14 protein-coding genes and 2 pseudogenes are annotated in these 26,364 nt (G+C 64.5%); 9 read left to right on the top strand and 7 right to left on the bottom strand.

From position 1 onward, the window contains the following. The first annotated feature begins 44 nt into the window (after positions 1–44). The 6 genes and pseudogenes from XcyCFBP4188_RS06635 (at position 45) to XcyCFBP4188_RS06605 (ending at position 10,583) form a co-directional block, all read left to right on the top strand. Entirely contained in the window at positions 45–1,130 is a 1,086-nt protein-coding gene (locus XcyCFBP4188_RS06635; RefSeq protein WP_006450709.1) for an efflux RND transporter periplasmic adaptor subunit, read from the top strand. Beyond that, on the top strand, positions 1,127–4,252 hold the full coding sequence (locus tag XcyCFBP4188_RS06630) for an efflux RND transporter permease subunit (protein WP_046933692.1): 3,126 nt from the start codon (positions 1,127–1,129) through the stop codon (positions 4,250–4,252). Before XcyCFBP4188_RS06635 ends, XcyCFBP4188_RS06630 begins: the two co-directional genes overlap by 4 nt. Before the next feature lie 745 nt (positions 4,253–4,997). After that, positions 4,998–7,677: pseudogene (locus tag XcyCFBP4188_RS06620) on the top strand (M1 family metallopeptidase). 67 nt (positions 7,678–7,744) lie between these two features. Further along, positions 7,745–7,905, top strand: a pseudogene (locus XcyCFBP4188_RS23545) (GNAT family N-acetyltransferase); the annotation flags it as partial. 243 nt (positions 7,906–8,148) lie between these two features. Then, positions 8,149–9,072 carry a TrmH family RNA methyltransferase gene (locus XcyCFBP4188_RS06610; protein ID WP_046932217.1) on the top strand — a complete coding sequence of 308 codons (924 nt, stop codon included), beginning with the start codon at positions 8,149–8,151 and terminating at the stop codon, positions 9,070–9,072. Further along, a complete protein-coding gene (locus XcyCFBP4188_RS06605) occupies positions 9,072–10,583 on the top strand; it encodes a carboxylesterase/lipase family protein (protein ID WP_428977230.1) in 1,512 nt (503 codons plus the stop codon). The genes XcyCFBP4188_RS06610 and XcyCFBP4188_RS06605 overlap by 1 nt, the downstream gene beginning before the upstream one ends. 64 nt (positions 10,584–10,647) lie before the next feature. On the opposite strand, the gene XcyCFBP4188_RS06600 is transcribed toward XcyCFBP4188_RS06605, so the two are convergent. Continuing rightward, positions 10,648–11,997 (bottom strand): neprosin family prolyl endopeptidase, encoded by a 1,350-nt coding sequence (locus XcyCFBP4188_RS06600; protein ID WP_006448461.1) that lies wholly within the window; start codon positions 11,995–11,997, stop codon positions 10,648–10,650. 446 nt (positions 11,998–12,443) lie between these two features. After that, positions 12,444–14,408, bottom strand: a complete 1,965-nt coding sequence (locus XcyCFBP4188_RS06595; protein WP_104591822.1) for a glycoside hydrolase family 97 protein — start codon at positions 14,406–14,408, stop codon at positions 12,444–12,446. Positions 14,409–14,627: 219 nt separating this feature from the next. On the opposite strand from XcyCFBP4188_RS06595, the gene XcyCFBP4188_RS06590 reads away from it, so the two are divergent. Together XcyCFBP4188_RS06590 and XcyCFBP4188_RS06585 are read left to right on the top strand one after the other, a co-directional pair. Next, positions 14,628–18,095, top strand: coding sequence for a glycosyl hydrolase 2 galactose-binding domain-containing protein (locus tag XcyCFBP4188_RS06590; protein WP_104591821.1), 3,468 nt, complete (start codon positions 14,628–14,630; stop codon positions 18,093–18,095). A gap of 140 nt (positions 18,096–18,235) precedes the next feature. After that, on the top strand, positions 18,236–21,172 hold the full coding sequence (locus XcyCFBP4188_RS06585; protein ID WP_006448458.1) for a TonB-dependent receptor: 2,937 nt from the start codon (positions 18,236–18,238) through the stop codon (positions 21,170–21,172). A gap of 238 nt (positions 21,173–21,410) precedes the next feature. Here the strand turns inward: XcyCFBP4188_RS06585 and XcyCFBP4188_RS06580 are convergent, their stop codons facing one another. From XcyCFBP4188_RS06580 to XcyCFBP4188_RS06560, 5 genes are all read right to left on the bottom strand, one after another. Next, positions 21,411–22,463 carry a LacI family DNA-binding transcriptional regulator gene (locus XcyCFBP4188_RS06580; RefSeq protein ID WP_006448457.1) on the bottom strand — a complete coding sequence of 351 codons (1,053 nt, stop codon included), beginning with the start codon at positions 22,461–22,463 and terminating at the stop codon, positions 21,411–21,413. Between the two features lie 194 nt (positions 22,464–22,657). Then, a complete protein-coding gene (locus XcyCFBP4188_RS06575; RefSeq protein WP_104591820.1) occupies positions 22,658–24,076 on the bottom strand; it encodes a M20/M25/M40 family metallo-hydrolase in 1,419 nt (472 codons plus the stop codon). 110 nt (positions 24,077–24,186) lie between these two features. Further along, the gene (gene mscL, locus XcyCFBP4188_RS06570) at positions 24,187–24,618 is read right to left on the bottom strand and encodes a large-conductance mechanosensitive channel protein MscL (protein ID WP_104591819.1); all 432 of its coding nucleotides are present in this window, start codon (positions 24,616–24,618) and stop codon (positions 24,187–24,189) included. Between the two features lie 60 nt (positions 24,619–24,678). After that, complete coding sequence (locus XcyCFBP4188_RS06565; protein WP_006448454.1) at positions 24,679–25,392, bottom strand: fumarylacetoacetate hydrolase family protein; 714 nt, start codon at positions 25,390–25,392, stop codon at positions 24,679–24,681. Positions 25,393–25,480: 88 nt separating this feature from the next. Beyond that, a complete protein-coding gene (locus tag XcyCFBP4188_RS06560) occupies positions 25,481–25,756 on the bottom strand; it encodes a hypothetical protein (RefSeq protein WP_104591818.1) in 276 nt (91 codons plus the stop codon). A 262-nt stretch (positions 25,757–26,018) separates the two neighbouring features. On the opposite strand from XcyCFBP4188_RS06560, the gene XcyCFBP4188_RS06555 reads away from it, so the two are divergent. Next, positions 26,019–26,360 (top strand): Rieske (2Fe-2S) protein, encoded by a 342-nt coding sequence (locus XcyCFBP4188_RS06555; protein WP_104591817.1) that lies wholly within the window; start codon positions 26,019–26,021, stop codon positions 26,358–26,360. Positions 26,361–26,364 lie beyond the last annotated feature (4 nt).

Genomic DNA, 26,364 nt, shown 5'->3' with positions numbered 1-26,364 from the left:
GGCTAGGTCGTTAAACTTTCGACGTACCTCGCCAGGATGTCCTGATGCTTGTTCTGCCCAGCGCGCGCTTTTGCGCCGCGCTCTTCTTGGCCGCTGCGTTGGCCGGTTGCAGCCGCCAGGCTGCGGCGCCCGCCGTTGCCAAACCCATTCCGGTCTCTGTGCAGGCGGTGACCACCCAGCCCTGGAACTCGACCGTGCAGTCGATCGCCACCGTGCGTGCGCGCGAGTCGGTGGCGCTGACCGCTGCGGTGAGCGATGTGGTGGAGCAGGTCAATTTCGATAGCGGCGACGAGGTCAAGGCCGGGCAGTTGCTGCTGCGCCTGCGCGGCAATTCGCAGCAGGCGGCGCTGACGGCCGCGCAGGCTACCTTCGAAGAAACCGATCAGTTGTATCGGCGCCAGTTGAGTCTGGTTGGCCAGCAGTTGGTGGCCAAGTCCACTGTCGATACGCAACGCGCCTTGCGCGATGCGGCGCAGGCGCGCGTGCAGCAGATGCGCGCGGAGATCACCGACCGCGAGGTGCGCGCGCCGTTCTCCGGTGTGCTCGGCATCCGCCAGATCAGCCCGGGCTCGTTGATCACCTCCAGCACGGTGATCGCCACGCTGGACGATGTGGAGCGCATGTACGTGGACTTTCAGGTGCCCGAGTCGCAGTTCGGCCTGGTGCAACTCGGCAATGCGGTCAATGGCACGGCAGCGGCGTATCCGGGCGCGCAGTTCGAAGGCGTGGTGGCGGCGATCGATTCGCGGATCGACGAGACCACCCGCTCGGTGACGGTGCGGGCGGACTTCCCCAACGGCGATCGCCGGTTGCGTCCGGGCATGTTGCTGGATGTGCGGCTGTTCCAGCCGGCGCGGCAGGCGGTAGTGATCCCTGAGATTGCGGTGGTGCAGGTGGGGCGCGAGTCTTACGTGTTCCGGGTCAAGCCCGACAGCAGCGTGGAGCGCGCCGATGTGCGGCTGGGCGAGCGGCGCGATGGCAAGGTGGAGATTCTCGAAGGGGTCAAGGCCGGTGAGCGCATCGTGGTGGACGGCACCGGCAAGCTGCGTCCGGGCCTGAAGGTGGTCGATCAGGCCGCACCTGCGCCTGCATCGACATCTGCAGTGGCGCCCACGCAGGCAGCGCGATGAAACTCTCGGATCTGTCCATTACCCGCCCGGTGATGGCGGTGGTGATGAGCCTGCTGCTGATCGTGCTGGGGGTGATGTCGTTCACCCGGCTGACCTTGCGCGAGTTGCCGGCGATCGACCCGCCGATCGTGTCGGTGGACGTGGAATACACCGGCGCCTCGGCGGCGGTGGTGGAAAGCCGCATCACCCAGGTGCTGGAAGATGCGCTCGCCGGCATCGAAGGCATCGAGACCATCGAGGCGCGCAGCCGCAACGGCTCTTCCGATATCAGTATCGAATTCGTGCAGTCGCGCGATGTGGAAGCGGCCGCCAACGATGTGCGCGATGCGGTCAGCCGCGTGTCCGATCGCATGCCGGACCAGGCGCGCCCGCCGGAAATTTCCAAGGTCGAAGCCGACGCCGACCCCATCCTGTGGCTCAACATGAGCTCCAGCACGATGGACACGCTGCAGCTGTCCGACTATGCCGAGCGCTATGTGGTGGACCGCTTCTCCAGCCTGGACGGCGTGGCGCAGGTGCGTATCGGCGGGCGCCAGCGCTATGCGATGCGCATCTGGCTGGACCGCGATCAACTGGCCGCGCGCGAACTGACCGTGGCCGATGTGGAAGCGGCGCTGCAGAACGAGAACGTGGAACTGCCGGCCGGTAGCATCGAATCGGCGCAGCGCGATTTCACCTTGCGCGTGGAGCGCAGTTATCTCAAGCCCGAGGACTTCGCCAAGCTGCCGCTCAGCAAGGGCGAGGGCGGCTATGTGGTGCGCCTGGGCGACGTGGCCAGGGTCGAGCTGACCTCGGCCGAGCGCCGCGCGTATTTCCAGAGCAACGGCGTGCCCAATGTGGGCCTGGGCATCGTGCGTAACTCCACTGCCAACGCGCTGGACGTTGCACGCGAGGCGCGCGCGCAGGCCGAGGAAGTGCAGAAATCGCTGCCGCAGGGCACCAACATCTTCGTCGCCTTCGACACCACCACCTTCATCGATGCGGCGGTGGAACGCGTTTATCACACGCTGGTCGAAGCGGTGGTGCTGGTATTGGTGGTGATCTGGGTGTTTCTGGGCAGCGCGCGTGCGGCACTGATTCCGGCGGTGACGGTGCCGGTGTGTCTGATCGCCGCATTCATCGCGCTGTACGCGTTCGATTTTTCGATCAATCTGCTGACCCTGCTGGCACTGGTGCTGTGTATCGGCCTGGTGGTGGACGATGCCATCGTGGTGGTGGAAAACATCCAGCGCCGCATCGACCTGGGCGAGCCGCCACTGGTGGCCGCCAAGCGCGGCACCGGGCAGGTGGCGTTTGCGGTGATCGCGACCACTGCGGTGCTGGTGGCGGTGTTTTTGCCGGTGGGCTTTCTGGAAGGCAATACCGGGCGCCTGTTCCGCGAGCTTGCGGTGGCGTTGGCGGCGGCGGTGGCGATCTCGGCCTTCGTGGCGCTGACGCTGACGCCGATGATGTCGTCCAAATTGTTGCGCTCGCACGGGCAGGCCAAACCCAATCGCTTCCATCGCTGGTTCGATGGCCGCATGCAGGCGGTGTCCGGCGCGTATGGGCGCTCGCTGGAGCGGCATGTGCATCGCACCTGGATCTTCGCGCTGCTGATGTTGCTGGCGCTTGGTGCAAGCGCGTGGTTGATGAGTCGCATTCCCTCCGAGCTGGCGCCGGCCGAAGACCGCGGCAATTTCCAGATCATGATCGATGGGCCCGAAGGCGCCGGTTTCGATTACACCGTGGGGCAGATGCATCAGGTCGAAGCGATTCTTGGCCCCTACGTGGGGCCGGACAAGCCGATCGTGCGGGCGAATCCGCGCGTGCCCGGCGGCTTTGGCAGCAGCGAGGAAATGCACACCGGCCGGGTCAGCGTGTTCCTGCAGGATTGGGAAAAGCGCACGCGCCCCACCACCGAAGTGGCCGACGAACTGCAGCAGAAACTCAACGTGCTCAGTGGCGTGCGCGCGCGCACGCAGGTGAGCGGTGGATTGGTGCGCAGCCGCGGGCAGCCGTTCCAGCTGGTGCTGGGCGGGCCGGATTATGCCGAGATCGCGCAGTGGCGCGACCGTATTTTGCAGCGTATGGAAGCCAACCCCGGGTTGGTCGGTCCCGACTCCGACTACAAGGAAACCCGCCCGCAGATGCGCGTCAATATCGACCGCCTGCGTGCCGCCGATCTGGGCGTGCCGGTGACCGCGATCGGTGGGGCGCTGGAAGCGATGATGGGCTCGCGCCGCGTGACCACGTTCGTCGAAAACGGCGAGGAATACGACGTGATGCTGCAGGCCGGTCGCGAAGGCCGCATGGCGCCGGAAGACCTCACCGCCATCCGCGTGCGTTCGATCCGTGGCGAACTGATTCCCTTGTCCAACCTGGTGAGCTTGAGCGAAGTGGCCGAAGCCGGCACCTTGAATCGCTTCAATCGCCTGCGTGCGATCACCATCAGTGCCGGCCTGGCGCCGGGCTACCCGCTCGGCGAGGCGATCGCCTGGGCGCAGCAGGCCGCACGCGAGGAATTGCCCGAGTACGCGCAGGTGGACTGGAAGGGCGAATCGCGCGAGTACCAGCAATCCGGCAGCGCGGTATTGCTGACCTTCGGCATGGCCTTGCTGGTGGTGTATCTGGTGCTGGCCGCGCAGTTCGAAAGCTTCGTGCACCCGCTGGTGATCATGCTTACCGTGCCGCTGGCGGTGCTGGGTGCATTGGTCGGTTTGTGGCTCACCGGTGGCACGCTCAATTTGTTCAGTCAGATCGGCATCGTGATGCTGGTGGGCCTGGCGGCCAAGAACGGCATCCTGATCGTGGAGTTCGCCAATCAGCTGCGCGATGAGGGCCATAGCGTGCATGAGGCCATCGTGGAATCGGCATCGGTGCGTTTGCGCCCGATCCTGATGACCTCGATCGCCACCGTGGTCGGCGCGATTCCGCTGGTGGTGGCCGGCGGGCCGGGCTCGGCCAGCCGCGCCACCATCGGTGTGGTGGTGATCTTCGGCGTGTCGCTGTCCACGCTGTTGTCGCTGTACGTGGTGCCGGCGTTCTACAGTTTGATCGCGCCATTGACCAAGTCGCCCGAAGCGGTGGCACGCGAGCTGGAGACCCTGGAGGCGCAGACGCCTTCGGTGGGTGGGCACGCCTGAGTGATACCGGTAGTGTGTGCTGCCTGTTGTCGAAGACGCGGGGATGCTGCGGCATCGGTGTTGATCGCTGCGTGCATGCGCCTGCAGCGCAAACAAAACCCAAACATCGGGGCGCACGCTGGGTCCATCGAGCGCATCAGCGCAAGGCCAGCATCATTGACGCAATGACGCAGCGCAGCCCCGGCGCCTTGCCGGGAGTGTCTTCGCAACGGCCTGCAGCACTGCCGCGTGATCGAGCCAGACGCCGCAATCCAGTCCAGGAGTGCATGCGATGCAGACACTGCCTTTCGCCAAGGGCGATCCATCCGCACTGCGGGCTGCCGGAGGGCACGCCGCGCAGGCGTACTGTCCGCATTGTGGTGCGTCGCGCGCTGGCAATCTCGCTACACGCGCTGCAACACCGTGCACAGCACAACTGCCCGACACCACTGCGATAGCGCCTGCGCAGCCAGCCACGCACCGGCCACGCTCGGGCGAACCACCGCAACACATCGCTCCATGGCAGTGCCCGATCCTGCGTGCTGCCATGCTCGGCACCATTGCGCTGGTGCTGCTGGTCGTGGATATGTTCGTGCTGTGGCCGGTGCCGTAGACCGCTCCAACCCGACTGGCCTCGGCGCCATTGCGTGGCTCAGCGGTCGCATGCACCTTTATCAACGCGCTAAGCGCGCGCAATGACTAAGGTCACATGACAGGCATGCCCGGCTGTGGTCGACTTCTGCGGTTACCCTGACCGGAATTGCCGATGCGTCGTTTTGCCTGCCTGCTTGCCCCCCTCTCTCCTTGCGCTGTGCTGCGGCACCGCGCTGGCGCAATCCTCCGGCGAGCCGGTGCCCAATGGCCGGCTGCCTGCCTGGGCGGTGCCGGAGCGCTACAGCCTGTCGTTCAAGATCGACCCGGACCAGACCGAGTTCAGCGGCCGCACCAGCATCCGCGTGCAGCTCAAGCAGGCGTCCGATCACCTCTGGCTGCATGGCAAGGAATTGAAGGTCAGCAAGGTCACGATCACGCCGGCCAAGAGTCAAGGGCAAAGGCAAGCCGCTGACCGCACGCTACGTGGAAGCCGATGCGCAGGCCGGTGTGGTGCGCCTGGATTTCGGCCGCACGCTGCAGCCGCAGACGCTCACCATGGACATCGTCTACAGCGCGCCGCTCAATCAGCAACTGCAGGGCCTGTACCAGGTGAAGTATCAGGGCCAGTCCTATGCGATGACGCAGATGGAGCCGATCAGCGCACGCTACGCGTTCCCCGGTTCGACGAGCCCGCGTTCAAGACTCCGTTTGACCTCAGCCTGACCGTGCCCACCGACGACCAGGCACTGGCCAACACCATCGCCACCTCGACCAAGCCGGCTGGCAAGGGCTGGAAAACGGTGACCTTCGCCCCGACCGTGCCGCTGCCGACCTATCTGGTCGCCTACGCCGCCGGCCCGTGGGACGTGGTGGATGTGCCGGCAATGCCGGCCACCCCGCAGCGCCCCAACGCCACGCCGTTGCGTGGCATCGCCGCCAAGGGCCAGGGCCCGCGCATCACCCCTGCGCTGAACCAGACCCCGGCGATCATCGCCGCGCTGGAGGACTACTACGCCTTCGGTTATCCGTTCGACAAGCTCGATCTGGTCGCCGCCCCGGATTTCAGCGCCGGTGCGATGGAAAACCCTGGCTTTGTGACCTTCCGCGACTGGCTGCTGTTGCTGGACAAGGAGTCGCCGGCAGAGAACGTGCAGCGCTCCTTCAACACCAACGTGCATGAGCTGGCCCACCAATGGACCGGCGATGCGGTCACGATGGAGTGGTGGGACGACCTGTGGTTGAACGAAGCGTTTGCCACCTGGATGCAGCAGAAGATCACCATGCAGCTGCACCCGGAATACCGCGCCAATCTGGATCGCATCACCGGCGCACAGCACGCGATGGACAACGACAGCCTGGTCAGCGCGCGCAAGATCCGCCAGCCGATCACCGGCAATGGCGATATCGAAACCGCCTTCGACGGCATCACCTATCAGAAGGGTGCGGCGGTACTGGCGATGTTCGAAGCTTTCGTCGGCGAAGACGTGTTCCGCGAAGGCATGCGCGCCTATATCGCCAAGCACAAATTCGGCAGCGCCACCGCCGACGATCTGGTCGATGCGATCGCCTAGGCCGCCGGCAAGGGTGAGGATTTCAAGGCCGCATTCCGCAGCTTCCTCAATCAGCCGGGCGTGCCGTATCTGCAGACCCAGGTTGCGCGCGAAGGCGGCAAGACCGTGGTCAAACTGCAGCAGCAGCGCTACCTGCCGCTGGGCTCCACCGCGCAGCAATGGGGCGTGCCGGTGTGTGTGAAGTACGCTAAGGGCAAGAACCAGGTCGGTACCGCCTGCCAGATGCTCGAAGACGGCAGCGGCAGCATCGTACTGGAAGGCGCGGGTAAAAATACCTGGGTGTTCCCGAACGCGCGCGGCGCCGGCTATTACCGTTTCAGCCTGCCGAAGAAACAGCTGGCCGCGCTCGGCAAGCAGATCGGCCAGCTCGACGAAAACGAACAGCTCGCCTACGCCGATGCGATCGATGCGGCCTACCGCCACGGCGATATCGACAGCGACGCGGTGCTGGCAGCGATCAAGCAGTTGGCGCCGTCCGAGTCGGCCGATGTCTCGACCGCACTGCTGGATCGCTTCGTGTGGATCTGGCGTTACCAGGCCTCCACCGAGGCGCAGCGCGGCGCCTTGCGCAAGGTCGCCGAACAGGCCTACCTGCCGCGTCTGCAGCAGTTGGGTTACACGCGGCGCAGCGGCGAATCGATCGACGACACCACGCTGCGCGCGTCGCTGGCCGGCCTGTTCGCGCTGCGGCTGCAGAACGCGCAGGTGCGCAACGCGCTGCTCGCGCAAGGCGATGCGGTGCTGGCCGGCGGCAGTGGCGCGCTGGACTTCTCCAAGGCCAATCCGGATCTGCTCGGCACCGTGCTGGCGGTGACCGCACAGGAACGTGGTGCGCCCGCCGTGCAGGCGTTGATCGGCGCATTGCGCACGCACGCCGACCCTGCGCAGCGCAACGCCATGATCACCGCGCTGGGCACGCTGCAGGACCCGGCATTGCTCAAGCAGGCGCGCGACTTCGCGCTCACCGATGCGATCAAGGTCGGCGAGATGAAGGGCTTGCTGTCGCGCGGGCACAGTTATGAGGCCTCGCACGCTTCGATGTGGGCATGGTTCACCGCCAACTTCGATCGCATCGTGCAGCGCAGCGGCTCGTTCGACGGCGGCGGCTTGCCGGCAATGGGCGCAACCGGCAGCTGCAGCGTGGAAGACGCCGATCGCCTGGATGCGTTCTTCAAACCGCGCCTGGCCAAGCTCAGCGGCGCCGACCGCGGCCTCGCCCAGACCGGCGAAACCATCCGCCTGTGCGCCGCACTCAAGCAGGCGCAAACCGCCAAGCGCTGAGTTGCAGCGTGCGACCCGGGTGCGCAGTATCGGCAGTGTCGATGCTGCGCACATAGGGGCCGGAGCGATGGACGATTCACCGACGCAGCACGGAGCCGGCGTCGTGCTGCGCCGTTGGCGCCAGGACGACCTGGATGCCTTGTTGCGGCGCGCCATGACCCGCTGATGCCGCGCGGGTTGAGCGCGCAATTTCCGCACCCTTTTACACACGCCGATGGCGAAGCCTTCCAAATGGAGGCACGCCGATCCTGCGCGCCAGAAGTCGGTCCCGCCGGAGAAGTTGGGACTCTGGAAATCGGCTTCATCCCAACCGCCGTACACGGCCCATCGCGCCAGTGGCTTACCATCGTCGTCACTGTTCCTGCGGCAGCGGCCCTGGTGGCGCTGCAGGATGACCAATACAGCAATCGCGGGAGGGGTCGAGAACGGCCTGTTCCGCACTGCAAGAAACACGAACGACTGGATACGACGATGACACAGCATGATGGACGGGGCTCACGCCCGCCGCGCGATGGCGGCACCTCCGGCGCCGCGCACAACCCTTGGGGCCGCGCCGTGCCGCGTGCACCTGCAGCGCGTCCGCCGGCACCGCAGGCGCCTGCGCAGTACGCGCCCTCGGCCACGCCCGCTGCGTCTTCAACCTCTGGCGGCAACGCGCGCGAAGTGCGGCTGTACGGCATCAATGCGGTGCAGGCGGTGTTCAAGGCGCGGCCGGAGGCGTTGCGCAAGCTGTATCTGAGCGAGGCGCGCATTCCGCAGTTCAAGGCCCTGCTGGCCTGGTGCGTCGCCCAGCGCATCGGCTACCGCGTGGTCGAGGACGCCGATCTCAGCAAGCTGGCCGCCAGTACCCACCACGAAGGCGTGGTGGCCGAAGTGCTGCGCGTCACCCCGCAGTCCTTGCAGGACTGGCTGGCCGCGTTGCCGGCCGGGCCGGTGCTGGCGCTGTGGCTGGACGGCGTGGGCAACCCGCACAACTTCGGCGCGATTTTGCGCTCGTCCGCGCACTTCGGTGTGGCCGGTTTGTTGCTGCCGGCCGGCTCCACGCTGGGCTTGTCCGGCGCGGCGGCACGTGTGGCCGAAGGTGGCGCCGAAGCGGTGCCGCTGGTGCAACTGCCCGACACTGCATTGGCAATGGCGCAACTGCGTCAGGCCGGCTTCGCAGTGGCCGCCACGCTGGCGGACGGTGGTGAAGACGTGTTCGCCGCAGCTTTGCCGCAGCGGCTGGTGTATGTGATGGGCGCAGAAAGCGAAGGCATGGACCGCCAGTTCGCACGCGATTGCGACCTGCAGTTGTCGATTCGCGGCAGTGGCAAGGTCGAAAGCCTCAACGTGGCCTCGGCCACGGCGGTGTTCCAGGCCGCCTGGCGCGCGCGCACGCTCAGCGGGCAGTCCTGATGCGTGCGTCTGCCTGGTTGCTCGCCATTGGCGGGGTGCTGAGCGCCAGCACTGCTGTGGCAGCTCCCCCCGCAGCGGCTGCCGCCCCCCAGGTGCGTACCGATCACGGCATGCTGCGCGGGCAATGGCAGGACGACGGCAGTGCGGTGTTCCGCGCGATTCCCTTCGCTGCTCCGCCATTGGGCGCATTGCGCTGGCGGCCACCGCAGCCGGCTGCGGCATGGTCGGACGTGCGCGATGCCACCCGGGCGGCCACGCCGTGCGTGCAGCCGGCGCTGGGCTGGAACAACGCCATGGCCAAGCGCGGCACCGAAGATTGCCTGTATGTCGAAGTGCAGACGCCAAAGTTGCAACCGGCCAAGCCGCTGCCGGTGTTCGTATGGATTCACGGCGGCGCCAATGTGGCTGGCGGCGCGGATGGCCATCTGCCGACCAATCTGGTCGCACAGAACATGCTGGTGGTGACGCTGCAATACCGGCTTGGCGCCCTCGGTTTTCTGTCGCTGCCGGAACTGCGCGATGGCGATAACGAAGCCGCCGGCAACTACGCCTTGCTCGATCAGATCGCCGCACTGCAGTGGGTGCGCGACAACATCGCGCAGTTCGGTGGCGATCCTGCGCGAGTCACCATCGCCGGGCAGTCGGCGGGTGGTCAGGACGTGGGCTTGTTGATGCTCAGCCCGCTCGCACGTGGCCTGTTTTCCGCAGCGATCGAGCAGAGCGGCACGGCCGGTTTCGGCTTGCCAGCGCGCTCGCTGGAAGAGAACCGCGCGCTGGGTGTGAATATCGCCAGGCATGCAGGCATCGATGATCCTGCAACGCGTCTGGCGCAGCTACGTGCGCTGCCGGTGGAGCAAGTGATCAAGGCTGGGCAGGGTGTCGATGTGCCGGCCCTGGACGACGATGGCTACATCTGGCTGCAGGCGGTCGTCGACGGACGCGTGCTGCCACGTGCGCCTACCGCGTTACTGGCCGAAGGTGCTCAGGCCAAGGTGCCGCTGTTGATCGGCTACGTGGTGCAGGAGCTGGAATATGGCGGCAAGCGGGGTGCGCAGGCGAGGCTGCGTCGCGACTATCCCGCGCAGGCCGATGCAGTGCTGCAAGTACAGCGTGCACATGCGGCGCAGCGTGCCGCGCGTCAAGGCGATGCGGCGATGCAGCTGTCCACCGATCTCACCTTCCGTTGCCCTGCAGTGACCGTCGCACAGCAGCAGGCCGCGCTGGGCGTGCCGGTGTGGCATTACGTGTTCGATACTGCCGCACCGGGCGGGCAGGTAACGCATAGCGCGGAGCTGCCGTTCTTGTTCAAGGATCTGCCGATCGGCCAGCCGCCGGTGAGTTTGCAGCGCTATTGGGCCGCTTTTGTGCAGCGTGGCAATCCCAACGCCAAGGGATTGCCGGCCTGGCCTACGTTCGCGCCCAAGCATGCGGCATTGCAGTTCGATGCCAACGGCGTGCGGCAAATCAAGGATGCGCGCCCGCCCGTGTGTGCAGGCGTGGACTTGCCGTAAGCGATCGTGCGCACTGAAATCGCGCGCACCGAAACGGTACGCGCGATGACTCCCCTCAACTCACTCAGCGTGCGCAGCCCGGCCCGCCGAAGTAGAAGCCGCCGTTCTGCATTTCCGGCGACAACGTGGTGCGGGTAACGCCCGCGCCCAATGCATACGGATAGGTGTAACCGGCCATTGCCAGCGTGTAGCAGGACGGCTGCGCTACATTCAAGCTCGACAGGCGTTGCGCGGGATGCGCGGCCATCGCCGCATCGCGATAAAAATGGTTGGCCTGAAATGCGGCCTGGCGATAGCCGGCGTTCGCAAACCGGCCGCTGCCCATCGGTGCGCTGGGACGACCATCCCAGGTGGAAATTTCGCCGCCCGCAGAGATGAAGATGTTCGCGCTGCCCTCGGCGATATCGCCTGCGTAAAGTTCGGCCTTGTAGTAGCCGATCCATTCGCCATTCAAGCCGAACCACCAGTAGCCATCGGCATTGCGCTGGAATTCCACGTGCAGCATCGCCTGCTTGCCGCCTGCGGTACTGAAGCCACCGGCCGGTGCTGCACCGAGCACATTGGCGGTGCTGGTCTGCACGAAGTCGGCGCAATCCAGATTGTGGCAACCGGTGGTGATGTAGCCATCTTGCGTGGAGTAGATAAACAGGATCGGCCGCGTGCCCCAGCCCGCGCCTGGCTGGGTCTGCCAACCGGCTTCCAGCGTCTGTATCACGCCTTGGCGGGTGTAACCGCCCAACCAGATCTGGCTGATCGATTGCGCATCGTTGGCGGTGACTGTCGGCACCCAGGTGTTGAGATCGGCGCCAGCGCCGGTCACCGGCGAGCCGGCGGTGTCCAGATAAATGGTGGAGTAGTAATGCACCACCGATGTGGCCTCCTGCGCCGCTGGCGCAGCGTCAGCCTGCCTGGGCGCGATCACACTGGGAGTGGTGCCACGCAGAAAGCTGCGCAGATCCGCATGCTTGCTCATCTCGGCCAGGCCGATGCGTTCGAGCGGTACGCTGCCGGTATCGCAGCGTTGCGCCGCATCGATCGGTGTCACCGTACCCGTGTTGCTTGAGATCGTCGGCGGCATGGCTGGCGTGCTGCCATCGCGCAGTGCCGGCTGCTGCTCGCGCGGAATGCAGTCGAAGATCTTGCCGTCCTGTTGCACGCTGCGCAGTACCGTCAAGCCGTTGTAGCGATTGAAGACATAGCGCTGCATTTCGGCGAATGCGGTGGGGTCGGTGACCTTGGCAGTTGCGCCACGCGTGGCGTAACTGAGCTGCGCCTGCGTATCCAGAAAAGTTTTGAAGTCGCGCGTGACGTGCGGAAATGCGCGCGACACCGACACCGACAGCGAGGCACGCAGTGCATCGCGCTGGACGGGTGCGACGCTTGCCGTGGCAGGCGTCCGCAGTAGCGGTGGCATCAGTGTGTCGACGCTGCGATCGCTGGTTGCCGAAATCGATGGTGGCAGCAACGCGGCGGCGTGAGTGGCGGGAGCCAATGCACAAACGCAGAGCGCAGCAACGGCGCGGCCTATCGCTATCGGCCGATTGGAACGGAAGGTCATGTGTGTTTCCCCTGACGCCGGAACGAAACTGCCTGCACGTGGCGCACCATGCAGCACAGTGCTCTCAGTGTCGCAGTTGCGTCCCGAGGTTCGTTCGGTGGCACGCCTGCGTTGAAGGCTTGCGCATCCTAACTGTCTAAAAAGGGAATATATCGGCAAACACGCATTGCGTGACATCAGGCACACGCCAAGCGCAATGCGCTAAGCGGATGCCATGTCGATGGTCATGCACACCCTTGCGTACGGCGTATTGCCACTGCGCAAAGGTGTGCACGGTCACTCCGCCATAAGCATGGCTGTTCTTACTTTTTTTGCAGCCTCACTGCAGCGCCGCCGCTTGCAGCCAGCGCAAGCTGCAACGTGTCGTTACGTGTGAGCTCGCGCGTGTCGATACGCACTTCTGTCGGCGCCTCGCCATCGGCGTAGATTGTCGCGGTCCAGGTGCCCTTGCCCAGAAACGATAACGGCAAGGTCAGCGTGCGTGCCTGCTCGTTGGTCATCGCGCCCACGTACCAGTCCTTGCCGCTGCGCCGCGCTATTGCGATGTGTTGGCCGATGGCACCGTCCAATGCCCGCGTCTCGTCCCAGCTTGCCGGCACATCGCGCAGGAACTGCGCTGCCGGCACGTTTTCGTATTGCTCCGGGCTATCGGCCACCACCGCGAACGGGCTTTCGTAGACCACATACATCGCCAGCTGCTGCGCGCGCGTGGTCATCACTTGCGGCGCGATGTGCTGCGCCTTGAAGTCTGCCGGGCGCACATTGCGGAAGCCGCCGGGTGTGTAGTCCATCGGCCCGAGCAACATGCGCGTAAACGGCAACGTGAGGTTATGCGTGGCGGTGATGCGCGTGGTCCACTTGTTGTATTCGGCGCCGAGCACGCCTTCCTGCGTGAGGTAGTTGGGATAGGTACGGGTCAAGCCGGTGGGGTGATAGGCGCCATGCAGATCCACCAGCAATGTGTGCTTGGCGGCCTTGGCGAGCAGGCGGTGATAGAAATCCACCATCTGCTGATCGTCGCGGTCCATGAAGTCGACCTTGATGCCCTTGATGCCGAGCTGTTGATACCAGGCAAGCGCTTCGTCCATGTGCGCGTCGAGCGCGCGCCAGTGCGCCCACAGCCACAGCCCGACATCGCGCTGCCGTGCATAGGCCACCAGGCCCGGAAGATCGAGTTGCTCCACCGGCCTGCGGATATCGGCATCGACGTTGTACTGGCCATCGCCGGTGCTGCCGAAATACCAGCCGTCGTCGATCAGCATGTATTGCAGTTTCAATTGCTGCGCGTGATCGATATAGCGCTGGATGGTGGCGGTGTTCATGCCCGGGTGCGCCACACCGCTGGCAAGGCTGCCCGACCACCAATCCCACGCCGATTTGCCTGCGCGCACCCAGCTGGCATCGAAGTCAGGCGGTGGATTGAGTGTGGAAATCAGATTGGATTCGATCAGGCTTGCCGGGCTGTCGCCGAGCATGATCACCCGCCATGGCGTGGCGAAATCGTGGCCTTTGGCATCGAAATCGACCGCCAGCTTGGGGTCGTCCAGGCGTGGCGATAATTTTGCCGACACCCCCAGCCCACCATCCTCGCGGCCGGTGAGATACAAGCCGGCGTAATCGCGCAGGTTGGCCTCGGCAATCGCCAGCGTGTTACCGCTCGCATCGGTCTGACACACCAGCGGCAATTCAAGCAGATTGTGCGGGCGCAACTTCGAGGCGGCGATCGCATCGTACTCGCCCTCGTGGCTGGTGCCGAAGCGACCGAGATTCAAGGTCCAGCATGCGTAATCGCGCGGAAATGCAAAGCTGGTGAGCTCATTGCGAATACGCACTTCACCGGCGTCGGGCAGCACGTAACGCAGTGCTACGCCATCGTCGTAGGTACGCAACTCGATGGTGAGTCGCCGCTGTTGCGCATCGGACAACTGCACGCGCAATTGGCGATAGTGATCGCGTACCTGGCGCGTCTTGCCCACGCTCAGGGCGAACTGGCTGTCATGCGTTTCGGTGGTGCTGCTTTGCAGCGTCATATCGCGGCCGAGCTTATTGGCCCTGCCCAGATCCAGCCCAAGCGGTGCATCGTCGAGCACCACTTTGTTGCGATACAGCACGCGATACGTTGGAACGCCGCCCTCGCGTAAGGTGAATTCCACTTGCGTACGTGCGTCGGGCGATTGCACACGCAAGCTCTGTGCTGCAACCGGCGCAGCGATCACACACAGCAACGCGCACGCCGCCGGTAATGCGGACTGGATCAGGTTTCGCATGAGTCCCTCCTCCTGGGAGCGCCAACCCTAACGCAGAAAGGTTGTTGTCGGTATCTACCTGGGGTAACGTTACCTCGCACCATGGCCGCTGAAACAGGGGCGGCAGCCACGGGCGGCATCACTTGGAAGCAAAGCGACAAGACAGTTGCAAGTCGTCTTGTTGGTTGCGTCCGGCGATGTGCACCGTTGTTTGGCAGTAGAGCTTGGGAGAGGCCTCTAATGCTGATGGTTCGCAAGGCGTTCCGCCGTGGAGCGCTGTGGTTGTTGTGTGGTTGCATCGGTTGGACTGCAGTGGAGGCTGCGCCTGCCGACGATCCGCCGGGTCCTTACGATGTGCGCGTGCTTGCGGGCGGGGTGGGGCTGACCAAGAAGCTCGCCGCCGATACGCCGTTGCTTGCCGCCAACGCCGATTGGAGCGTGTCCGGTTGGGTGCGCCTATCCAGTGCAACGACAGGCCCTGCGTTGATCGCCGGTTTGGGCGATCCGCAAGGCACTGGCCGTTATTTTGTTGTCGACGACGGCAAGCTCGGCTTTGTGCAGGGTGGCGACAACGTGCTGCGCAGCAAGCAGGCGCTGCGCGCAGGGACGTGGACATACGTCGCCGCAGTTGCACAAGGCACGCGTCTGACGCTGTATGCACATGGCCGTGAGGTTGCCAGCGGCAAGGTGCAGCAGCTCGCGGTTGCGCCAACATTGGTATTCGGCCCGCGTCAGCAACCGGCTGCGTATACACACCACTTCGGTGGGGAGATCGCGGGCTTTACCGCGCAGGCGGGTGCACTGGAGGCGGCAGCCATCGCGCGGCTTGCAAGGCAGGCGCCGGATCCTGCGTTGCAGCGCTTTGAAGACGCGTCGCCTGGCTGGCGTGTGCAGGTCAAGCAGATGGCTGGGCAGCTTGCGCCGCAGCCTGCGGCGACCTTGCCACGCAGTGCGGCGGCCTTCTCGACGCCGGTTGCCAAGCCGGTGCCGGACGCACCGGCGCTGCAGCCGCTGGATGCCGCGTCATGGCGGGTCGGGGCATGGCTGTTGGCTGCGGCACCGGAACTTGGTCAAGCCACCGGTGCAACGCTGTCGCGCAGCGATTACGCAGCGGGCAAGACCACGTGGCGCGCCGCGACCGTGCCGGGCACAGTGCTCACCACGCTGGTGGATCGCGGCGTGTATCCGGATCCGGATATCGGCCTCAACAACATGGCGATTCCCGAATCGTTGAGCCGGCAGGATTGGTGGTACCGCAGCAGTTTCGATGTGCCTGCGGCACTGCAAGGCAGGCGGCTGGAATTGTTGTTCAACGGCATCAACTATGCCGGCGAAATCTGGGTCAACGGCACCCAGGTCGGGCGCACCCGTGGCGCCTTCGCGCGCGGCCGCTTCGATGTCAGCAAGCAGCTCAAGCCGGGCAGGAATGTCATCGCAGTGCGCGTGTCGCCGCCGCCGCATCCGGGCATCGCACACGAACAATCGATGACGGCGGGCGTCGGCGAAAATGGCGGTATGCAGGCGCTGGACGGGCCGACCTTTATCGCCAGCGAAGGCTGGGACTGGATTCCGGCGGTGCGCGATCGCAATGCCGGTCTGTGGCAGGACGTGCAGTTGCATGCAACAGGTCCCGTGGCGCTCGGTGATACGCAGGTGGTCACCGCGCGGCTGGCACCGGATCACCACCGCGCGGAACTCGAGGTCAGCGTGCCACTGCGCAACGACAGCAACGCAGCAGTGCAGGGCACCCTGCAGCTGGCCTTCGGCGATGTGCGCATCCAGCGCGAGGTCACGGTGCCGGCCGGTGGCAGCACGCTCAGGCTCAGCGCTGCCGATACGCCGCAGTTGATCATCGCCAATCCGCGCCTGTGGTGGCCCAACGGCTATGGCGAGCCTGCGCTGTATACCTTGCAGGTCGGTTTCGATATCGCCGGCGCGCGCTCGGACGCGCAGCAGCTGCGTTTTGGCATTCGTCAGGTGACCTACGAACTGTCGTTGTTCGACAACGATGGCGCGCTACGCCGGGTGCTGGTGGATCTCAATCAGGCGCGGCAACGTGGCGAGCGCATTATCGACGTGCGTCATGACGCGATCCGGCCGGTGCCCGGTGGCAATGCACAGTCGCTGTATCCCGGCGCGTTGTCTTCGCCGGCCGTGCAGCAACTCGACGACACCAGTCTGGCCCCGCATCTGGCGCTGCGCATCAATGGCGTGCGCATTGCGGTGAAGGGCGGCAACTGGGGCATGGACGATTGGCGCAAGCGGGTCTCGCGCGAGCGGCTGGAGCCGTACTTCCGTCTGCAACGCGATGCGCATTTCAATGTGGTGCGTAACTGGGTGGGGCAGAACACCGAAGCCAGCTTCTTCGAGCTGGCCGACGAATACGGCATGTTGGTGTTCAACGACTTCTGGCAGTCCACCCAGAACTACAACCTCGAGCCGGCCGACGCGGCGCTGTTTCTGGACAATGCCGCCGAGGTGATCAAGCGCTTCCGTAATCATCCTTCCATCGTGCTGTGGTTCGGGCGTAACGAAGGCGTGCCGGCTCCCATCCTCAACGAAGGCCTGGACACACTGGTTGCCGAACTCGATGGCACACGCTGGTACACCGGCAGTTCCAACGAGATCAATCTGCAGGTCAGTGGGCCATACAACTATCGCGAGCCGGTGGCGTACTTCAACAAGCTGGCGCAGGGGTTTTCGGTGGAAGTGGGCACGCCTTCGTTCTCCACGCTGGAGTCGTTCAAGGCGTCGGTACCTGCGGTGCAGGATCAGTGGCCGATCGGTGATGCCTGGGCGTACCACGACTGGCACCAGTCCGGTAACGGCGACACCGGCAGCTTCATGCGCACGCTCACCGACAAGCTCGGCGCGCCGACCAGCCTGGCCGATTTCGAGCGCAAGGCGCAGCTGCTCAACTACGACACCCACCGCGCCATCTTCGAAGGGTTCAACGCGCAGCTGTGGAGCAAGAACAGCGGGCGCTTGCTATGGATGAGCCATCCAGCATGGCCTAGCAACATGTGGCAGATCTACAGCCACGACTACGATACGCATGCCGCTTACTACGGTGTGCGCAATGCAGCGGAGATGCTGCATGTACAGATGAACCTGCCCGGCCACGAGGTGGTGGTGGTCAACAACGCGGCCGAGCCGGTCAGCGGCTTGCGTGTGCGTGCGGAGATCTATGGTGCCGATGGCAAGCTGCTGCAACAGCGCGAGCAAGCTGTTGATGCAGCGGCGGTTGCGGTCTCGGCACCGGTGCTGCAATTGGCGCCGCTGCTCAAGGACACCAATGGGCTTGGCTTTGTGCGCTTGCAATTGCTCGACCGCGACGCCGTCGTGCGCTCACGTAATTTCTATTGGGTGGCGCGCGATGCGGTTGCCATGCGCGGCCTGGATGCGCTGGCGGCAGTGCCGGTGCAGCTCAGCACGCAGTTGCAGGACGGTGCGGAGCCGGTGCTGCGCGCCACCGTGCGCAATGCATCGCAGCAGGTTGCGCTCAACACCAAGCTGACCCTGGTGGACGCGCAAGGCCAGCGCATCCTGCCGGCGTATTACAGCGACAACTATCTCAGTCTGGTGCCGGGCGAGCAGCGCGAGATCGAGATTCGCGGTCCGTCTGCGGCGAGCTTGCGCAATGCCACGCTGCAAGTGCGTGGCTGGAATGTCGAACCATCAACAGGTGCTGCCAACGGGCTTCCGTAGCGGCGCCAGCAAGTTGCCGCGCCGTGCCTTGCACGGCGCTCGTACTGACGTGCCGATCGCACGTCAGCCAATACCGCATTGCCGTGCCTGCAATGCCATTCGAAACGGTCGTGGATTGTCGTCATCCCTGGGAGGGGACCATGAACAAGCTGCATGCGAACACCCGTCACACCCCATTGGTTGCCGCACTCGCGGCGGCGCTCACCTTGCTTGCCGGCAGCGTCAACGCGCAGGACGCCGGCACCACTCCTGGCGTCACCGAACTGGACAAGGTCATGGTCAAAGGCGTGCGCGGCGCGCAGGCCGAGGCCATCGAGAACAAGCGCACCGCCGCGCAGATCATCGATTCGATCTCTGCCGAAGACATCGGCAAGTTGCCCGATGTCACCATCACCGATTCGCTGCAGCGCGTGCCCGGTGTGCAGATCCGGCGCTCGGCCGGCGAAGGCTCGCAGCTCAATATCCGCGGCATGCCGCAGGTGCAGACCACCATGAACGGTGAGTTGTACTTGAGCGCCGGCGGCGGCGATCAATACGGCCAGCCGAATATCGGCCGTGCGCAGCCGGACTTCGTCGACATTCCGCCGACCTTGTTCAGTGGCGTTGATGTGATCAAGTCGCCCACCGCCGCCGATCTGGATGGCGGTATCAGCGGGACCGTGTCGCTGAAGACGCGCCGCCCGTTCGATCTGCCGGAAGGCTGGACCTTCAGCGGCCAGGCCGAAGGCTCCTATGGCGATCGCGTGCAGGAACTCAATGAACTGTACTCGGGCCTGGCCAGCTTCCGCACCGAGCGTTGGGGGGCGTTGCTGGCGGTGTCGTATTCGGATGCCACGCTGGAAAACAATCACCCCAGCGTGTATTCCAACGGCGCGCAGAAATCCACCGAGCAGAACGTGGGCTTCGATTTCAACGGAGACGGACGCATCGGCAGCAATACCGACCCGAGCAATCTGCCGCGCGATTATTTCTACAACTGGGTGGCCACCGAACTGGATAACCGCAGCACCGATCGCCAGCGCACCGGCATCAATGGCTCGTTCCAGTTCAACATCAACGAGTCGTGGACGGTGCTGGCCGATGCGGCCTACACCAAGCTCGAAGACCAGGACACCTCGGTGGCCGCGCAGCTGCATACCGGCTGGGCAACCAATCAGCTGCAGCCGGGATCGGTGGTCGATTCCAATGGCGTGCTCGAATATGGCCAGTTCCGCTACAACCGCTTTCAAGCGCATTCCATGGCCGGTGTGGCCGATTCGAATGCGTTGAACACCAATCTGGAACTCCGCTTCGACGATGGCGGCCCGTTTCGCGCGTCGTTCCGTTGGGTGCACGGCGATGCCGAGCGCACCTACGACGAGGCGCGTGCCGACGCCGTAGTGACGCGCGGCGACCAGATCACCCGCGCCGGTGGCGTGACGCAATGGGCAAACGCCAATGGCTTGCCAACGGTGGATGCCTCGGTGGATTTCCGTGGCACCTATCCGGCAGTCAACCTCGGCACCGATGTGTCCAACCCGGACAACTGGCAGCTGATGTCGACCTGGGCGCAGGGCAACAAGATCGAAGCGACGATGGACGCGTTCCGCGCCGACGGTACCTTCGAGTTCGATGAGGGCGTGGTGCGCGGTTTCCAGTTCGGCATTCGCTACGGCGAGCGCGAGGTCAAGCTGGATACCTATCGCTACCTGTCGCCGGTGTCGAGCAGCTGCGCAGACCCGAACCGCTCGCTGTATTACTTCAAGGATCCGCTGATCGTGGATACCTGCAGCGGCGTCTCCGAAGCGCGCCTGCTGCCGTTCAATTCGATCCCCGGTTACTGGGCGTACTTCAACGACTTCGATCCGCTCAAGGTCACCGGCCTGGGCAGCCAGGGCCTGCCGGCGATCAACCCGCAGGTCATGAAGGACCCGGTGGGCTATCTCAACAGCCTGTACCCCGGCAACGTGGCCTACCAGCAGGCAGCCGATTCGTACAAGGTCACCGAAAAGAGCACCGCGGCATACTTCCTGGCGAATCTGGAAGGCGGCACCGGCAGTGCGGTGCCGTGGACGGCGAACATCGGCGCCCGCATCGTGCAGACCAAGCTGGCGATCGATCAGTATCTGAGCAGCGGCAATGTGTTTATCGGCAATGTCGAATGGAACGGTGTCAGCCCGGCGATCGGTACCAATCGATTGAACCGCCAATACACCGATGTGCTGCCTACCGCCAACCTGTCGCTGGATATCACCGCCGCGCAGAAGCTGCGCTTTGCCTACAACAAGGCGGTGGCGCGCCAGGATCTGCCCGATCTCGGTCGCGGCCTGGTGAGCTTCTATGCGGTCAACGGCACACCGCCGCGCAATCCGTCGTTGCCCTCGGATGCAGTGCTGTTCCTCAACGGCCGTTCCGGCAATCCGGATCTGGATCCATACCGCGCCACCAACTACAACGCCTCGTGGGAATGGTATTTCGCCGATGCCTCGTTGATCAGCGTGGGCGCGTTCCTGATCGATGTGAAGTCGTTTCCCACCACCGTGACCAATATCGAACTGTTGCCTGACGCCGATGGCGTGGTGCGTCAGGGCGGTACGGTCGAGCGCATCGTCAACGGCGGTGGCGGCAAGATCAAGGGTTTCGAAATCGGCTACCAACAGGCGTTCGATTTCCTGCCCGGCTGGCTCAGCGGCTTCGGCACCAACATCAATTACACCTTCTCCGATGCCGACACCGACAACACCGATATCGAAGGCAACACGCTGCCGATCGGAGACAACTCCAAGCATCAGGCCAATGCGGTGCTGTGGTACCAGAAGGACAAGCTGCAGGCGCGCGTGGCCTACAACTGGCGCAGCAAGCGCTTCAGCCAGGTCAACAGCGGAGCCTGGGGCGATGAACTGGCGATCTGGAACGACGATGTGGGCTATCTGGATGCATCGCTCAGCTACGACGTCAATGATCACCTGACGCTCTACGCACAGGCCACCAACCTCACCGGCGAGAGCGAACGCCGTTACGCGCAGTGGACCAATCACTACTACGACCAGAACATCTTCGAGCGTCGTTACTACGCGGGTTTGCGTCTGCGCTTCTGATTCGCTTGCACCGTTGTGCGGCACGGCGCATCCACGCGCTGTGTCGCACATGTTTGCTTGTTGTCTACTCTCCAAGCCGTCATTGCGCTTTCTTCCCGTCGCCGTTGAATGCGGCGCTGCAGTACGCCCGATGGAAACGTCGGGCACCCTCCCATTCGGCTGCATCGTCGGGAAGCGATGCGGCCGCTTTTTTGTGCGTAATGGCACAGGGGTTACACGCTGCGGATCGATGTAGCGGTTACCGTGCCGGCGGCCCCGCGGTGGATCCGCGCTTGACCACGGTGTACTTCATCACCTGATGCACGCCCGGTGCGGTATCGCCCTTGCGTCGCTGACGGATTGCATCGGCCAACAGCGACACTGCGGCGCGTCCCATCGCGGTGACCGGTTGATGCACGGTGGTGAGCTCGGGCCAGATGGTGGTGGCCACCGGTGTGTCGTCGAAGCCTGCGACCGACACGTCCTCGGGCACGCGCAAGCCCAGCCCGTGTGCAACTGCCACGGCCGCAGCGGCCATATCGTCGTTGCTGCAGAAAATGGCGGTGGGCGGTTGCGCTTGTGCGAGCAGGCTGCGTGCGGCGAGCAGGCCGGAGCGATAGGTGAATAATCCTTCGGCGATCAACTCCTCGGCCACCGTCAAACCTGCGGCCTGCAAGCTGTCGAGATAGCCATTGGCGCGTAACGCGCTCGGGGTGTGCTTGGGGTCGCCCTTGATCAGGGCGATGCGGCGATGGCCCAGTTCGATCAGATGATCGACGATGGCGCGCGCGGCCTGATAATCGTCGATGCGCACCGAGCTGATTTGCGCCATCGGCGCGCCGCTGGCCACAGCGACCACCGGGATGCCGCGTGCATCGAGTTCGGCGATGGTCTGGCGCGAATCGCATAACGGTGGCGGCAGGATCACGCCGTCCACGCCTGCGGCGAGCAAACGCTCGGTCGCGGCACGTTGGCTGCGGATGGCGCCGCATTTTTCCACCAGCACCTGGCTGCCATTGAGGCTGCTCTGTTCGAGCAAGCCGAGCATGAACTGATTGAGATAGGCGGCGCTGGGATTGCTGTACAGCACACCGATGCGCAACAGCCCGCTGGTGCGTAACGAGCGGCCGGCCAGGTTCGGCCGGTAGCCCAATGCCTGCACTGAGGCTTCCACGCGCACGCGCATGTCTTCACCGACATGCGGGTGCCGGTTGATGACGCGCGAGGCGGTCATCGGCGAGACGCCAGCGTGTTTGGCGACATCCAGCAGAGTCGCTGCAGTATTCGCACTGCGTTGCCGCTTGGCCGCCATTGTGTGTGCTCGTCCTGGAGTGGAAGCGAAAGGGCAGGGGGTGGGCTTGAAGCCTGCAGCGACTCAAAACATGCGTCGCCGCAGGCAATCGGCGCTGTCGATGTTCGGGATCGGCACCGATAACGCACACCGTGTGCGTCACCTGTGCCGCCTACGCTCAACCGACGTGCGCGTGCGGCCGTCTTCAGCCGCGCTTACTCGCTCGGCGGCTGCACGACCTTCGCACGACTGCCGAAATCGCCATCCGCTTCGGCCGCCAGATACGCAAACACCGTGTAGGCAGCCACGTTTTGCGCGAGCGCCTTCGGGTCGATCTTGTCCAGGGTGTCGTCGGCGGTGTGGTGCAGATCGAAGTAGTCGGTGCCGTCCTGCGCCAGCCATGCCCACGCACCACCCTTGGCCGAAATCGGGCCGACATCAGGGCCCGGGCCGCCCTTGCTCGGCTCATACGCGATGCCCAACGGTGCGAGCACCTCGGCGATCTGTTGGGTCGCTGCGCGCGATTCTTCCGGCGCCGCCGAGCCGGTGTTGAACGCATAAATGCGCCCGGCGCCGAAGTCGCTCTCTGCGCCGATCTGATGCAGTGCCATATCCTTGGCATCCTTGCCGTGTGCGGCCGCGTACGCCTTGCCGCCATACAGGCCTTGCTCCTCGTTGGCGAAGGCCACCACGCGAATCGTGCGCTTGGGCGCCTGCTTGAGTTGGCCGATCAAATGGCCTGCAGCCATGGTGATCGCAACGCCTGCACCATCGTCGATCGCGCCGGTGCCCAGATCCCACGAATCCAGATGCCCGCCGATCACCACCACTTCCTTCGGCTTGCTGCGCCCGGTGATTTCGCCGATCACGTTGTACGAGGTCGCCGTGCCGTCCCAACCGCAATCCAGTGCCAGCCGCAGACGCGTGCCGCCCAGCGCGGTGAGCCGTGCGAGCTGGTTGGCGTCCGGTACCGACAACGCCGCTGCCGGCACCGGTGTCACGCCTTCATCGAAACGGGTGATGCCGGTATGCGGCACGCGATGCGAGTCGGTGCCGGCCGAGCGCATCACAAAGCCGATCGCGCCCTTGCGGATCGCTTCCGATGGCCCCTTGCTGCGCACCGCGCCGCCATTGCGATAATCCTGGCCGTCGCGCGCCTTGGTCATCTGGTAATCGACGAACGCGATCTTGCCGGTCAACGAGCCGGCCGGTGCAGCCTGCAATGCGGCAAGATTTTCGAAGCGTACGACCTCGCCTTCGACGGTGCCGCCCGGGCTGCCGCCCAGCGCGGTGATGTGCAACGGCTGCGCATGCGCGCCGATCACCGTGGCCTGCTCGCTGCGACGCTGCCACTTGGGAAACGTCACCGGCTCGGTCCGCACCTTGTCGAAACCCAGCGCGGTGAACTTGGCCTTGGCCCAGGCCACCGCGCGCGGATCGGCTTCGCCGCCGGCAATCCGCGGGCCCACTTCGGTGGTCAACGATTCCACCACTGCAAAGCCGGTGCTGTCGGCCAACGCCTGCTCGCGCAGCTGTGCGGCGGTGCGCAGCGCGCTATCGGCGATGGTGGTTGGTGCGGCCAGCGCGGGCGCGCAAGCGAGTAGGGCAGAGATGGCGACAGCGAGGCGACGCATGCAGGGCGGCTCCAACGACAAGGGGGACCCCGAGCTTATCAGCGCGAGGTCCCCCGTCTGCGTGCGAAAGGTCATCCTCCTGCGCGAAGTTGCGCAGTGGATGTGTCCGCTTACGGCACGCCTGGCGTCTTCAGCGTGTCGTTCTTCAGCGAGTCGCGAATCTCGCGCAGCAGCAGCACTTCTTCGCTCGGGCCTTTGGGAGCATCCGGCTTGCGCTGGGTGAGGCGGTTGATCAGCTTGACCACCAGAAAGATCGCAAAGGCAATGATCACGAACTGCACGACGGTGTTGATGAAATCGCCATAGCCAATCGCCACGGCCGGGATTTCCTTGCCGGTGGCATCGACGCCGGCCGGTTTGAGCACCCACGCCAGCCGCGAGAAATCCACATTGCCGATGGCCCAGCCGATCGGCGGCATGATGATCTTCTCCACCAGCGCGGTGACGATCTTGCCGAACGCCGCACCGATGACCACACCGACCGCCAGGTCGATGACATTGCCACGCATCGCGAATTGCTTGAATTCGCTGACCATTCCCATAGCGCACTCCAGATGCGGTCGCGGACCAACTGCCGCAATGAGATCGTAGCGGGCTGCGTGTCAGCCCGCGATGATGCCGTGGCGCTCGGCGACGTTTTCCAGGCGGGCGCTGAACTGATCGCCGGGCAGCAACGGACCGACGCCGGCCGGCGTGCCCATGAAAATCAGATCGCCCGCGCGCAATGCATAGAGCTTGGAGAGCTCATGCAGAATCTCCGGCACATTCCAGATCATCTGATCCAGCAGCGATTGCTGGCGCACCTCACCATTGACCTCCAGCGACAGATTCAACGCGTCCAGCGCGCCCACTTCACCGGCATGCACCAGCTCGCTGACCGGCGCGGAATGATCGAAGCCCTTGGCGATGTCCCACGGCAGGCCCTTGGCTTTGGCGGCTGCCTGCAGATCGCGACGGGTCAGATCCAGGCCCACGCCGTAGCCATAGATCAGGGCTTCAGCCTGATCCACCGGCAACTCGCCGGCCGGCGCATCGCGGCCCAGCGCCACCACCAGCTCCACTTCGTGGTGCAGTTCCTTGGTACCGGGCGGATACGGAATGTGGTCGCCGTGACCGACCACGATCGCGTCGGCAGGCTTCATGAAGAACGTCGGCTGGCCGCGTTCGGCTTTGGAGGCAGGCGCGGTGGCGCCCATCTCGCGCGCGTGATCGGCAAAGTTGCGGCCCACACAATAGATGCGGTGCACCGGAAAGTTGCCGCCACCAACCACCGGAATGCGCGGAACATCGGCGGCGGGAATCACATCGTGGGTCATGCACGCATCCTTGGAGAACGGGACGCGTGAGTCTAGCCGTTTGGCGGTGTACGACAACACCGTCTGCGCGTCATGCGCGCAGCGTCGCTCAGTGCGACAAGGGCAACGCGGGCTTGCGCACCACGCGGTATTCGGCTTCGACCACGCGTGCTTGCTGCGGCGCACGTCGATTGGACTTGCTCAACAATTTCCAGGCGATACCGCCCAGGATCATGGCCGCACCGACGAACACACTAAAGAAGATCAACACCGCAAGAATGACCAGACCCGCCAGACCCGCAGCAACGCGCACCAACGGATGACGCGGTTTGCGCGGTGCAAACATGTGGTGAATGTTGCCGAATTGGAAGATGCGTGCAGGCATGGCGGTGGGTTGCCGGGCAGGAAACAGGCAGGCAGTATCGTTGCGGTTTCATGTCATTGAGTGAAAAGTTCGTTAAATGCACTCTGGTTTTGCGGCGGCCATCACGTTCGGCCTAGCGCATAGGCCCGCCCCGTCTTCGCTTGCGGCCTGCGATGGACGAGGTATTCGCTGTGCGCTGATGCGCTGATCCCGCCGATAGTGCAGTGCAGCAGCGATCCATGTGCATGCCACAATCGGCATTCGTTCTCGATCGGCTGATCGCATGTCTTCGTCATCGCCCACCACGCTTGCCGAATTGGCGCAGATTCCCGATGCAGGATTTCTGGAAGTCGAAGCGGTGTGGAATGACGGCCCGGAATCGCTGGTGTTGTATCGCGAAGGCGCGCAGGTGCGTGCGTGGTTGAACGTGTGCCCGCATGTCGGCCGTCGGCTGGATTGGGCGCCCGGCCAGTTCCTCAAGACCAAGGAAGGCCATCTGGTCTGCGCTGCGCATGGCGCGGCCTTCGAGCTGGCCGGCGGCGAATGCATCAGCGGCCCGTGCCGCGGTCAATCGTTGTTGGCGGTGCCGGTGCGCATCGAGGGCGAGCAGGTTTTTCTGGCCTAGGTCG

The organism is Xanthomonas hortorum pv. cynarae, from assembly GCF_002939985.1.
GTDB lineage: Bacteria > Pseudomonadota > Gammaproteobacteria > Xanthomonadales > Xanthomonadaceae > Xanthomonas > Xanthomonas hortorum_D.
The sequence above is the reverse complement of the archived record's forward strand: the minus strand, read 5'-3'. Positions and strand labels throughout refer to the sequence as shown.

What these genes read in the sequence shown, in the direction of transcription:
- XcyCFBP4188_RS06580 (WP_006448457.1), bottom strand. Translation starts at nt 22,463, where the DNA reads ATGGCGGCCAAGCGGCAACGCAGTGCGAATACTGCAGCGACTCTGCTG.
- XcyCFBP4188_RS06605 (WP_428977230.1), top strand. Translation starts at nt 9,072, where the DNA reads ATGCGTGCGTCTGCCTGGTTGCTCGCCATTGGCGGGGTGCTGAGCGCC.
- XcyCFBP4188_RS06585 (WP_006448458.1), top strand. Translation starts at nt 18,236, where the DNA reads ATGAACAAGCTGCATGCGAACACCCGTCACACCCCATTGGTTGCCGCA.
- XcyCFBP4188_RS06555 (WP_104591817.1), top strand. Translation starts at nt 26,019, where the DNA reads ATGTCTTCGTCATCGCCCACCACGCTTGCCGAATTGGCGCAGATTCCC.
- XcyCFBP4188_RS06590 (WP_104591821.1), top strand. Translation starts at nt 14,628, where the DNA reads ATGCTGATGGTTCGCAAGGCGTTCCGCCGTGGAGCGCTGTGGTTGTTG.
- XcyCFBP4188_RS06600 (WP_006448461.1), bottom strand. Translation starts at nt 11,997, where the DNA reads ATGCCACCGCTACTGCGGACGCCTGCCACGGCAAGCGTCGCACCCGTC.
- XcyCFBP4188_RS06595 (WP_104591822.1), bottom strand. Translation starts at nt 14,408, where the DNA reads ATGCGAAACCTGATCCAGTCCGCATTACCGGCGGCGTGCGCGTTGCTG.
- XcyCFBP4188_RS06575 (WP_104591820.1), bottom strand. Translation starts at nt 24,076, where the DNA reads ATGCGTCGCCTCGCTGTCGCCATCTCTGCCCTACTCGCTTGCGCGCCC.
- XcyCFBP4188_RS06610 (WP_046932217.1), top strand. Translation starts at nt 8,149, where the DNA reads ATGACACAGCATGATGGACGGGGCTCACGCCCGCCGCGCGATGGCGGC.
- XcyCFBP4188_RS06565 (WP_006448454.1), bottom strand. Translation starts at nt 25,392, where the DNA reads ATGACCCACGATGTGATTCCCGCCGCCGATGTTCCGCGCATTCCGGTG.
- mscL (WP_104591819.1), bottom strand. Translation starts at nt 24,618, where the DNA reads ATGGGAATGGTCAGCGAATTCAAGCAATTCGCGATGCGTGGCAATGTC.
- XcyCFBP4188_RS06630 (WP_046933692.1), top strand. Translation starts at nt 1,127, where the DNA reads ATGAAACTCTCGGATCTGTCCATTACCCGCCCGGTGATGGCGGTGGTG.
- XcyCFBP4188_RS06635 (WP_006450709.1), top strand. Translation starts at nt 45, where the DNA reads ATGCTTGTTCTGCCCAGCGCGCGCTTTTGCGCCGCGCTCTTCTTGGCC.
- XcyCFBP4188_RS06560 (WP_104591818.1), bottom strand. Translation starts at nt 25,756, where the DNA reads ATGCCTGCACGCATCTTCCAATTCGGCAACATTCACCACATGTTTGCA.